This window comes from Brachyspira hampsonii 30446 (assembly GCF_000316195.1).
GTDB lineage: Bacteria > Spirochaetota > Brachyspiria > Brachyspirales > Brachyspiraceae > Brachyspira > Brachyspira hampsonii_C.
The window spans coordinates 426,453-439,597 of sequence record NZ_JH994110.1; the positions used below are offsets into that span (position 1 = coordinate 426,453).

Here is a 13,145-nt window from a genome sequence, read left to right on the forward strand (position 1 = left end):
TTTTTATAACAATGAAAAAAAAAGATAATAATAATGAAGAAAAAATACATCAGAAACCTTTAATGGAAGAACTTTATAAAGATGAACTTGAAGCTTTGAAAAAAGAAGATAAAAATAGTAAGCCGAAAAATTGGAATTTATCTCCTCAGGCTGTCAGAGATTTCATATTAGGTAAAAAATTAAAGAGCGGTGCAGAGATAAAAAGAAAATTCTACGGAGATGATGCCTTAGTAGAAAGGTCAATAATAACATTAGCAGGCAACAGAGGATTAATGCTTGTAGGCGAACCCGGTACTGCCAAAACTATGCTAAGCGAATTATTATCAGCGGCTATAAGCGGAAACAGTACAATAACAATACAGGGAACTGCCGGAACTAATGAAGATAATATAAAATATTCTTGGAATTATGCCATGCTATTTGCTAAGGGACCTGTAGAAGAGGCATTGATACCTTCTCCTGTTTATATAGGAATGAATGAAGGAATAATAACAAGATTTGAAGAGATTACAAGATGCCCGCTTGAAATACAGGATTCACTTATAAGTATATTAAGCGATAAAATCATGAATATTCCAGAGCAGAATAGAGTTTTATTTGCCAATTCCGGCTTTAATATTATAGCTACTGCCAATACCAGAGATAAAGGCATCAATGAAATGAGCAGTGCATTAAAAAGAAGATTCAATTTTGAAACAGTTGAACCTATAAAAAATCCTAAACTTGAAGGCGAAATCATTACTAATCAATGCCAAACATTATTAGAGCTTGCTGATATAGATGTTGATATAGAATATGATGTTGTTGATATACTTGCCACTACATTTAATGAACTTAGAAGCGGAAAGAGTTTTGAAAATGCCAAAATACAGGAATTAAATTCGGTTATGAGCACTGCTGAAGCTGTATCGGTTTATTATCAGTCAGCACTTCATTCTTATTATTACGGTGATAAAAGTATAAAAATGGATACTGTAGTTGGAAACTTAATAGGAAGTGTTGCTAAAGAAAATAAAGATGATTTGCCTAAGTTAAAGAACTATTTCAATAATTCTGTAAAAATAAAAGCTGAGAAATTCGGCAAGAAATGGAAAGAGTATTATGAAAGCAGAAATCTTATTAAATAGTATTATGTGTTAATATATTATATTAAAAATAATATTGTTAATAATTATCTATATAACAAAATAAAATCAGATATGTTTAATTAAACTTTCAAATATATTTTTATTTTAATGTTTTTATATATAATGCTGAATTATGTATTTTATAACCATATAAACTTTATATATTTATAATATTATAGTACATATTAAAGTAAAAAATGAGTATTATTATAAAAAGCAATTATATAATTATCAAAATATAAAAAATTTTGTATTTTTCATAGAATTTTCAAAAAAAATTTATATAATAGTATTTATATATAAAAATTTAGGAGAAAATAAAAATGAAAAAGTTTTTATTAACTGTAATGGCTATTTTAACAGTAGCAAGCGGATCAGTGTTTGGTATGTATGGTGCGGATAATACTTGGTTATTTTTCCTTATACATGGCAACCAATTCAGAGCTAGAATGAACCAAGTAGGTTTCACTCTAGGCAACGGCACTATCAAAGGTACTTTCGGTTTTAAAGCTAATACACTTATTAACGGAAGCATCTTAAATACAAGCGGTAAAAATGACAAAAATCCATTAGAAGCTACTGTATCCGGCGGTATAGGATATACTAGCGATGCTTTTGGAATAGGTGTTGGTTATAACTATACTTATTCTGCTACTGGTACAGGAATAAACACCCATACTCCTGTAGTAACTATGAATTTCCTAAATAATAATTTGAGAATAGCAATACCTGTAAGTATAGCAATAGAAAAGAGCATAGGAGGTTCTGGGGCATTAACAGATAGAAAAGATTATTTAGGCTTAAGCATACCTGCTCAGATAAGATATTATACAGGAATAGATGCATTTAATTATATAAGATTTGAATTTAACTACGGATTAAATAAATATGATGGAGTAACAGGCAATCAAACAGCAAAATATGAAGCACAAACTATAGGTTTCCAATTAAGACTTCATTTCTTGAATACAGTTATTGGAAATAATGTTACTGTAAATCCATTCTTAAGAATTGACTTTGCTTCTACTATAGGAGCCAAAGGAAAAGCCAATGTAGTATTCCCAGCAAATACATCTTTTGATGGAAGACTTACAGCTTGGGCTGCAAATGCTTGGAGAGAAGCTACAGCTGGTGAAGAAGCTTATGATAGAGAAGCTTATGATTTGAAAATCATACCTAGCATATCTTTAAGTGTTAATACAGACTATGTTAATTTGATATTTGAACCTGGTTTAGGATACAGAATACAAGACGACGGAATTAAGGGAAGCAAACTTACTCATTCATTATATTGGCAGGCTTACGGAGAAATTTATATAAGACCTACTCAAGACTTAGAATGGTATTTTGAAATGGATGTTAATAACGGCGTACCTAAACTTCAAGGAAACCCTGCGGGTAACGGAGTACCTGTTGTATTCGGAGCTAATACAGGTATAACTTGGTATTTACCTGCTCTTAATTAATTAGAAATTAAGTATAGAAAATAAAGGGGGCTTTAAGCCTCCTTTTTTATTGTTTTTTTATAATTTTTTCAATAAACTTATAAAAAATTTTTGCTTTTAGGCTTATTTGATTAAAAATGTTTGTTTAATTAAGGGTTGGTTGGCGGGCGGGTTAAACTATAAAAAAATTTAGTTTTATTTTTATATTAATCAGTATTCCTGTATACATTAAAACTATACCAATGTAACTTAATATTTACCTTCTTCATAAAGTGTAATTAAATCATAAATAACTGATTTTTAAAAGCTTACTTTTTTATTGTAAAAACAATTATTAATAACTATAACACAATTAATACAGATCATTAATTTAATTAAATATTATCAAAATATATATAATAAAATTCAAAAATTCATAAAAATAAAAATCATAATTATGTGGTTTTTAGAAAAAATTATAATTTTTTATTAAAAACTATGTAAATATGAATTAATACTATGATTTTTTTATACAAATTCTGTTTATATGTATTGACATTTTATAGCTTTTTTCTATAATAGTTTATAGAGGATCTTTATGGTGTCTATTGAGTTTTTAAGCAATCTCTCAATAGACACTGTCAAAAGACTATAAAAAATTTAGGAGAAAAAACAATGAAAAAAGTTTTATTGACAGCTATGGCTTTATTAACTATAGCTAGTGCATCTGCTTTCGGTATGTACGGTGACAGAGATTCTTGGATTGACTTCTTAGTACATGGCAACCAATTCAGAGCTAGAATGGATCAGTTAGGATTCGTTTTGGGTAACGGTACTATTAAAGGTACTTTTGGTTTTAGATCTCAGGCAGCATCAACTGCATTAGGAAACATACTTGCAACAGGTGCTGCAGATAATGTAGATTTGACAACAACTATTTCTGGTGGTATAGGCTATACTTCTGAGCCTTTCGGTATCGGTGTTGGATACAGCTATACTTATGTAAATCAAAGATTAGGTGTTCATACTCCTGTACTTATGATTAATGCTTTAAACAATAATTTGAGAATAGCTATACCTGTACAAGTTGCTGTTTCTGATAATGCTGATAATCAGATGAATGGAGGTACTCCAGATCCTTATAGAAAAAAAGATTATTTAGGTGTAAGTACTGATATTCAGATAAGATACTATACAGGCATAGATGCTTTCAATGCTATAAGAGTATACTTTAGATATGGACAAAATGGATATAAAAAAATGGATGTTTTTAATGGACCTAATGTTGACTATCTTGCTCAGTCACTTGGTTTTGAAACTAGATTCTATTTCTTAAATACTCCTGTTGGAAATGTAACTGTTAATCCTTATTTGAAAGTTGCATTTGACACTGCTTTAGTTGGTAATAATTTTAAAGTAAGAGCTGGAGATTCTGTTGCAGGTTGGGCTAGAGGTAATAATCAGAAAGAATGGGATCAAGTTCCTTATGAGGTAACAGTTGCTGCCGTATTAGGTATCACTGCTAACAGCGATATAGTATCTCTTTATGTTGAGCCTTCTTTAGGTTATACAGCTGGTGGAAGCGGAAAAGAAAAAGGTGCTAATTATGATCCTACTGTAAGTCATAAATTATACTGGGGAGCTTATACAGAGCTTTATATCAGACCTACTCAAGACTTAGAATGGTATTTCGAGATGGATGTTAATAACAGCGGAACAAAACAAGCTTCTAATATTCCTGTATACTTTGAAACTACTACAGGTATAACTTGGTATTTACCTGCTTTCAATTAATTAGAAATTACTAGAGAAAATAAGGGGGCTTTAAGCCTCCTTTTTTTATTTGAATTTTTTATAAATATTATAGTAAATTAAATGAAATCAGAGTTATATATTTACATTTAAAAAATATTATTATATAATAATAGAAGAAAAAATTTTTAATATTTATGGAGAAAAAACAATGAAAAAATTTTTATTAACAGCTATTGCTCTATTAACCATGTTAAGTGCATCAGCATCCGCTATGTATGGAGATAGGGATGATTGGATTGATTTTCTTACAGACGGAAATCAATTCAGAGCCAGAATGGATCAGTTAGGATTCGTTTTAGGCAACAATACTATTAAAGGTACTTTCGGAGTTAGATCACAAGCTTTAAAAACTTCATGGGGAAGCATAATGTCAGGAGAAACTGATAATATAGGACTTGATGCAACTATTTCAGCTGGTATAGCTTATACTTCTGAGTCTTTCAGCATAGGTCTTGGTTATAATTTTACTTATTATAATAGTACTTTAGGTACACATACTCCTGTACTTACTATTAATGCTTTGAATAATAATTTGAGAATAGCTATTCCTATACAGATCGGTGCATCAAAGGATCCTTTCAAAAAAAGTACTGCAAACCAATATAAAGATTATTTAGGAGTAAGTACAGATACACAGATAAGATATTACACAGGCATAGATGCTTTTAATCAGGTAAGATTATATGTTAAATACGGACAGTCAGGATATAAAAATATTGTAAACAATTCAGATATGTTTCTTCAGTCAGTTGGATTTGAAGCAAGATTTTATTTCCTAAATACTGTTATTGGAAATGTAACTGTTAATCCTTATGTTAAAGTAGCATATAACACTGCTTTAATTGGAGACAATACAATGATTAGAGCAGTAGAGCCTATTGCAGACACAGCTTATGTACAAAAAGATAGTAAATGGGATAAAAACCCTTATAATGTAACTGCTGCTGCTGTATTAGGTATTACTGCTAATAGCGATATAGTATCTCTTTATGTAGAGCCTTCTTTAGGATATAAAGCTAAATATGTCGGAAAAGCAAAAAATGCTGCTGATCAAAAAGTACAGCATGGATTAGCTTGGGGAGCTTATGCAGAACTTTATATAAGACCTGTTCAAGATCTTGAATGGTACTTTGAAATGGATGTTAATAATAACGGATTCGGTAATACTTCACAAGCTTCTAGTGTTCCTGTATACTTTGAAGCTACTACAGGTATCACTTGGTATTTACCAGAATTTAATTAATTAGAAATTAGCTATAGAAAATAAGGGGGCTTTAAGCCCTCTTTTTTATTGGCATTTTATAATTTTTTTCAATATACTTGTTTCAAAACTACTTGACAAGATAGTATATAAAAATTTCATAATTCACAAAGTAATGTTTTATATGTTTTATAAATTGTTATTGTAGTATATAAACACACAGTTCTTTACCTGCCGACACCTGCCGACACCTGCCGACACCAAAGGTGGACTTCGTCGGCACGCTTCGCGAGGTGGACTTCGTATGGTCACCACCGAGTAGGTGCCTTGCCTATGGTACGCAGAGTAGGCGGCAAAATAAGTTGGTACAGAGCGGTGCATGACTGTGTACTTCGTAGGGCTAGTCCACACAAAATTATGAAAAATTAGTTTTGAAACAAGCCTAATAAATTTATAAAAAATTCTTACCTTTAGGCTCATTTCGTTAAAAATATTTGTTTAATTAAGGGTGGGCGGGCGGGCTAATTTAAACTGTAAAAAAAATTTTAGTTTTATTTTTATAGTATGTTTTATTTCTGTATACTTTAAACTACTGCATGTATAACTTTGCATTTAATGTAATTTGAATGAACATTAATTGATTGTAATATCTATTTTGTTTCCGTATGCAATCGAAATATTTCAATAATTTTTTAATATAATAATTTTTATGCTTAATATTTTAAGTATTTTTAAACAACTTTAATATTAACTATTAAAAACTTATTATTATTTATTATTGCTAATAAAAATTGCTCGCTAAGAATGCATAGCAAATGACTTTGCTATACGCTCACAATTTTTATATTTGGCTTTCTAGTATTTAAAAATTATTATTTTTTATTAAATAAATCAGCATTATTTTTTATAAAAAAATTCACTTAATTATTTACATAATTAAATAATTAACTGTTTTTTATATATTTTAATTATATTTTTAAAAAAAATTATAAATTTAGGATTATTACTGTTGACTTTTTTATGTAAATTTATTAGAATGAAAGTGTTGGTATGATATAGACATTAGAAAAAAGATTGCTTATAATGTCTATAACCAATGTTTGGAACAATAAAGATCCTCTAAATCTTATTATTCCCAACTCAACACACTAGTAAAAGCAGCATAATTTTTCTGTTAGTTAACTGTTTTTACTGAGAATAAAGATCCTCTAAATCTTATTATTCTCACTGATTTTTTATAGTCCGTTAGAATTAAGCTTAAAGGTTCTAACGCATTCGGAAACAATAAAGATCCTCTAAATCTTTGTTGTTTCCTAAATTATTTTTGGAGTTACTGCTCATAAAGAGTATTAACTATATATAAAAAAATTTAGGAGAAAAAACAATGAAAAAAGTTTTATTGACAGCTATGGCTTTATTAACTATAGCTAGTGCATCTGCTTTCGGTATGTACGGAGACCAAGATTCTTGGATCGACTTTTTAGTACATGGAAATCAATTCAGAGCTAGAATGGATCAGTTAGGATTTGTTTTGGGTAACGGTACTATTAAAGGTACTTTCGGTTTTAGATCTCAAGCTTTAACAACTGCATTAGGCAACATACTTACAACAGGTGCTACAGGTAATGTGGATTTAACAACAACTATTTCTGCTGGTATAGGCTACACTTCTGAGCCTTTCGGTATAGGTTTAGGCTACAACTATACTCATGTACATGACAGATTAGGTGTTCATACTCCTGTACTTATGATTAATGCTTTAAATAACAATTTAAGAATAGCTATTCCTTTACAAATAGCTACTTCTCAAAATCCTTATGATGAAGTATATAATGGTGCTCCATATAACACTGCAAAAGATTATTTAGGAATAAGCACTGATGTTCAAATAAGATATTACACAGGCATAGATGCTTTCAATCAGATAAGAGTATATTTCAAATACGGACAAGCTTCATACAAAGATGAATTTTATGGTGTAAATTCTGATAATATGGCTCAGTCAGTTGGTTTTGAAACTAGATTCTATTTCTTAAATACTCCTGTTGGAAATGTAACAGTTAACCCTTATTTGAAAGTTGCTTTCAATACTTCTTTAAAAGGAAAAGCAAATAATAATCAAGTTAGAGCCGGCGGTGCTGGAGATGGTTCAATTGATAGAACTTACCCATATCCTGGATATAATGGCGGCTTCTTTAAAAGTGCAAGTGCTGACGGTAATTCTTATAAAGAAGAATGGGAAAAAAGCCCTTATGATGTAACTGTTGCTGCTGTATTAGGAATCACTGCTAACAGCGATATAGTTTCTCTTTATGTAGAGCCTGCTTTAGGTTATAAAGCTACTTACGGCGGAAAATCTAAAACTACTACTACTACTGCTGGTACTACAGACACTATTTCAGGTACTGATCCTAAAGTAATACATAACTTATATTGGGGTGCTTACACAGAGCTTTATATCAGACCTACTCAAGACTTAGAATGGTACTTCGAGATGGATGTTAATAATAATTCTGACACTACTACTACTGCTTATAATGGTGTTCCTGTTAAATTCGCAGCTACTACAGGTATAACTTGGTATTTACCTGCTTTCAATTAATTAGAAATTAACTAGAGAATATATATAACTTACAAGGGGGGCTTTAATGCCCTCCTTTTTTATTAGCGTTTATAATTTTTTTCAATAGGCTTATAAAAAAATTCCTGCCTTTAGGCTCATTTCATTAAAAATGTTTGTTTAACTAGGGTGGGTGGGCGGGCTAGTTTAACTATACGCTTTACTTTTATGTTTTTTTTAATATAATATAATTATGGACGGTTTCAAAAAATTAGAACAATTATTCAAAGAACCTATTACCATTGATAATATTAATAGGATTAATGACTGCTTTATACGATACTTATTTTCTGCCGATGGTTCTGAAAGTATAGTGCTGAGCTTTATAAACTCTGTTATGAAAGATTTAGACTTTGAAACTTTCGTAAAAGTAGAAATATTAAACCCTTTCAGCCTCTCAAAGTATTTAAAATCAAAAGAATCTATAATGGACATAAGATGCGTTACTGAAAGCGGACAGGTTGTAATTATAGAGATACAGCTTCAAGGAAATAATGAGTTTATTTACAGAAGTTTATTTTATTGGGCTAAAGGCTATAGTGTAATGCTTGATAAGGGTGAAGATTATAATAAACTTCAGGCTTTAATCATCATTAATATTTTAGATTTTAAATTAATAGAAAATATTGATGATATACATACATGCTATGTGCTTAAAGAAATAAAGCATAATAATATTTTAACTGATCATTGTCAGATACATTTCCTAGAACTTCCAAAATTCAATAATAATGCAAATATAAAAGATATAAAAAAAGAATTTCTGTCTTGGATAAAATTTTTTAAGGGGGAAGATATGAAAACATTATTAAAAGAAGATACAGTTTTTGAATTAGTAAAAGAGAAATCAGAATCTTTTCTTTGCGATAATCCATTAATCGATACCTACAAACGAAAAGAGATAGATGAATATTTTAACAAAAGAATGATTGACTATGAAATAAAAAATGCTATGAATAAAGGAATTCAGCAAGGTATAGAGCAGGGTATAGAAAAAGGTATAAAGCAAGGCATAGAACAGGGTATAGAAAAATGCATAGAGCAAGGCATCGAAAAAGGCATAGAAAGAGGTATAGAGCAAGGCATAGAACAGGGTATAGAAAAAGGTATAAAGCAAGGCATAGAGCAAGGTATAGAAAAAGGCATAGAGCAAGGTATAGAAAAGAGTAAAATTGAAATAGCAAGTAATCTCAAAAAATCAGGAATAGATATTAAAATAATAAGTGAGAATACAGGATTAAGCATAGAGCAAATAGAAAAGCTATAATACTATTAAAATATTTTATAGCTCTCTACATATATTCTGGCATCCTCGCTTCCATTAAAACGATTAACTTTCAATTTATAAATAATATCTATATAATCAGAGGATAATAATTTGTCAGCTTCCTCATCGCTTTTATCCCACATAATAGCATTAACTTTTTTATTATCCTGTAATAATTCAAGCCTTAAATGTGTTTTATTGTTTTTTTTCATTTTATTTATGCCATTAACTTTAACTTTTTTAGACATAAATAAAGGCTCCTCATTTCCGCATCCGTAAGGCTCAAACAATTCCAACAATCTTGCAAATTTTATATCTATCTCTTTAAAACTAAGCTCCATATCAAATACATCATCATTTTTTTCGGTTTGGAAATTCTGATTTGATGCATACTTTATTATCTTACTTTGAAACTTCTCAAAATTATCAGTATTCAAAGTAAATCCGGCAGCATTCTTATGACCTCCGAATTTAGTTAAATAAATATTAGCATACTCAAGCATATCCCTAGCATTATCCTCACCACGGCTTCTTATGCTTCCTATACAAATACCATCATCATTCTCATGCATAATCACAGCGGTTTTGCCGTATTCGCTTAATACCTTTCCAGCAATGAGTCCTGTAAGTCCCTGCTCTATCTTTTTACTCTTAACCACTATAATAGGCAAATCTAAACAGCTATTAGCCTTTATATATTCATTTACAATATTAAAATTGGATTCAGTCAAAGATTTTCTAGTCTCATTCATATTGTAAACTTCATTTGATAAAGTCATAGCCTCCTCTTTTATTTCGCAAGTAAGGAGTTTCAAGGCAGTTTCAGGGCTTCCCATTCTTCCAGCCGCATTTATAAAAGGAGCCAGCCTCCAGCTTATAATCTGAGTATCTATCTTTGTATTTAATAAATTAATTCGCTCAAGTATAATATTATATCTAATATGACTAGGCTTTTCCAATTCCTTTAAAGCACATTTCACATAAGCCCTATTTTCTTCTATGAGAGGCACAACATCAGCAACACTGCCGAATAATACAAGTATAGACTTCTTCTTTATATAATTCTGAAGCTGTTTCTGACTTATATAAAACAGCCTTCTGAATATTTCCATTTTTATAATTAAATCTCTATACTCTATATTATCATATCTGTAAATATTAACATTAAGAGCCAAAGCAAAATCATTTAAAGTCTTTGTAGTTTTTATATTGACATTACCATATTTAGCACCTAATTGAAGAAGATCATATACATTATCATATTCAGGCAAATATATTTCATATTTCTCATAAAAATGAATAAGCCTTTTTAATCGCTCTTCTCCGCCTGTAAGCACCAATACGCATCCGTCGCCTTCAAACATATAACTAGCAAGCTCTTCCAAGACCTCATCTTCGCTCATAAGCTCATCATAATAGTCAGCATACATCGACTTATAGCGATTATCATTATTAATAAGCTCAAATCCGAATACCTCATCGCTTATAACAAAGTTAGTAGATTTCAAAGCCCTTATTCTTTTTAATACATTTTTAGACCTATCAATCTCATAATCTAATACTATTATATCCTTATTATATAACTTGGTATAAGAAAACACGAAAGCCTGCATAAGTTTAAAAGCAACAGCACAGCCTGAAAAATTCTTTGATACAAAACCTGTATTTGAAATTTTAGGATTAAATACCGCATAAGCATTCGGAAGTATCTCCGGTATATCATGATGGTCTGTTACTATAATATCTATTGATAAATCCCTTGCAAACTCCACTTCTTCAGCATTAGATATACCGCAGTCGACTGTTATAATAAGGCTTATACCTGAATTGGCATATTCTTCTATAACCGATTTAGAAAGTCCGTATCCTGTTGTATGATTAGGTACGAATGCTTCAACATTTTTTGTAACCATTTTTAAGGTATTATATATAATAGATGCTGCTGTTATACCGTCTGCATCTTTATCACCATATACTAATATCTTCTCATCATTTTCTATAGCTTCTTTTACTCTGTCCACAAATACATTAACATCCATTATATTAAAAGGATTAGACAGTGAATATATATCCTGAAAAAAGAAATCATAAATATCTTCTTTTGAAGTTATTCCTCTTAATTTTAAAAGTTCTAATATTGCTGTATTTAAGTTATTTATATCCATAATTTATCTTTATCACTTATATAATAATTCTGAAATAGTATATTTTATTTATGATATTCTTTCAAGTGCTATATATTTTAATTGAGTTTTTTCGATATTATTATAATATAAAAAAATAATATAAATATAAGGTTTTAATTTATGGCTGAAAAGGATATTAACAATTTTTTTAATAAGGCTTATGATGCTTTTAAAAATAAAAATTATAACTTAGCAATAGAATATTTTTCTGAGGTTATAAAATTAGATTCAACCATCTACGAAGCATACTATAACAGAGCAAATGCAAAAGCAAATATAGACAATGAAAATTCATATAAAAGTGCCATAGAAGATTATACTTGGGCTTTAAAATTAAATGATAAATTTGCAGCAGCATATTATAACAGAGGAATTATGAACAGAAGTTTAGGAAACACTGAAGATGCTTTGAAGGATTTTGACAAGGCAATAGAGCTTAATTATAATCTTGAAGAGGCTTATTATGTAAGGGCAAATACAAAAGCTAGCTTGAAAGATTATAAAGGTTCTATAGAAGATTATAACAAGGCTATTGAAGTTTATCCTCATTTTGCTGATGCTTATTATAACAGAGCTTTATCCAAAAATGCACTTGGAGAATATAAAGAGGCTATAAAAGATTATGACAAAGCAATAGAATATAATTCTCATTTTACTGATGCATACAATAACAGAGGAAATGTAAAAGAAAAACTCGGCAATTATAATGAAGCTATAGATGATTATACAAATGCTATTCATATAAACAGAGAATTTGCTGACGGATATTTCAATAGGGCAAATGCCAAATTTCATATAAAAGATTACAAAGGTGCTGTAGAAGACTTTGATGAATTAATAAAGATTGATCCAAATTATTCAAAAGCATATTTAAACAGAGGAATAATTGCTATAACCATGGAAGCATATCAAGAGGCTATTAAAGATTTTGATAAAGTGATAGAATTAGATCCGAATATTGCTGATGCTTATTATAACAAAGCAGTAGCACTTAATCATTTAGGTATATATGATGAATCTATACTTTATTATGATCAAGCGATAAAACTAAATCCGGATTATTCTGAAAGCTATTTCAACAGAGGAATTTCAAAATCTAAAAATGCATATACAAAAAAAGATAAAATAAGCAAAGATGAATATAATAAACTAATAAAAGAAGCTGAAGATGATTTTGATAAAGCATACGATTTAGCTAATGAACATATAAAGAATATCATTTCTGAAGGTCTTAAAAAATTAGCTTTTCTTAATATGGAAGCTGCTGAAAATTTCTGTAAAAAGCATAATATTAATTGAAAATTGATTATGATGCTTTAAACTTAAAAAAATCTTGGGTGGGTGCTAATAAGTTCTAATTTAACAATAAAAAAAAGAATAATTTTAATTGCAGATTGAAATTATAAATCTATAGGGTGGGCAAATGTAATTAAACTTTAAAACTTAATTACATACCCCACCCTTTATATTTAAAAGCTATATTTACAATTAAGAGATTTATTAAT

At 29.5% G+C, this 13,145-nt stretch carries 8 protein-coding genes; 7 read left to right on the forward strand and 1 reads right to left on the reverse strand.

Annotated features, from left to right (window positions below):
• Window positions 1–11: 11 nt before the first annotated feature.
• The 6 genes from A966_RS01965 to A966_RS01990 all read left to right on the forward strand — a co-directional run bounded on the left by A966_RS01965 (window position 12) and on the right by A966_RS01990 (window position 9,454).
• Window positions 12–1,127: an ATP-binding protein gene (locus A966_RS01965; RefSeq protein ID WP_008721958.1), complete on the forward strand. Its 1,116-nt coding sequence runs from the start codon at window positions 12–14 to the stop codon at window positions 1,125–1,127.
• 323 nt (window positions 1,128–1,450) lie between these two features.
• Window positions 1,451–2,593: a variable surface family protein gene (locus A966_RS01970; protein ID WP_008721960.1), complete on the forward strand. Its 1,143-nt coding sequence runs from the start codon at window positions 1,451–1,453 to the stop codon at window positions 2,591–2,593.
• 633 nt (window positions 2,594–3,226) lie between these two features.
• Window positions 3,227–4,345, forward strand: a complete 1,119-nt coding sequence (locus A966_RS01975; protein WP_008721962.1) for a variable surface family protein — start codon at window positions 3,227–3,229, stop codon at window positions 4,343–4,345.
• Window positions 4,346–4,514: 169 nt separating this feature from the next.
• On the forward strand, window positions 4,515–5,609 hold the full coding sequence (locus A966_RS01980; RefSeq protein ID WP_008721965.1) for a variable surface family protein: 1,095 nt from the start codon (window positions 4,515–4,517) through the stop codon (window positions 5,607–5,609).
• Between the two features lie 1,342 nt (window positions 5,610–6,951).
• A complete protein-coding gene (locus A966_RS01985) occupies window positions 6,952–8,169 on the forward strand; it encodes a variable surface family protein (RefSeq protein WP_008721968.1) in 1,218 nt (405 codons plus the stop codon).
• Window positions 8,170–8,380: 211 nt separating this feature from the next.
• Window positions 8,381–9,454: an Rpn family recombination-promoting nuclease/putative transposase gene (locus A966_RS01990; RefSeq protein WP_008721970.1), complete on the forward strand. Its 1,074-nt coding sequence runs from the start codon at window positions 8,381–8,383 to the stop codon at window positions 9,452–9,454.
• Between the two features lie 5 nt (window positions 9,455–9,459).
• Here A966_RS01990 and recJ read toward each other — a convergent pair whose 3' ends face one another.
• On the reverse strand, window positions 9,460–11,619 hold the full coding sequence (recJ, locus tag A966_RS01995) for a single-stranded-DNA-specific exonuclease RecJ (RefSeq protein WP_008721971.1): 2,160 nt from the start codon (window positions 11,617–11,619) through the stop codon (window positions 9,460–9,462).
• Window positions 11,620–11,760: 141 nt separating this feature from the next.
• On the opposite strand from recJ, the gene A966_RS02000 reads away from it, so the two are divergent.
• The gene (locus tag A966_RS02000; protein WP_008721973.1) at window positions 11,761–12,939 is read left to right on the forward strand and encodes a tetratricopeptide repeat protein; all 1,179 of its coding nucleotides are present in this window, start codon (window positions 11,761–11,763) and stop codon (window positions 12,937–12,939) included.
• The last annotated feature ends 206 nt before the right edge of the window (window positions 12,940–13,145 follow it).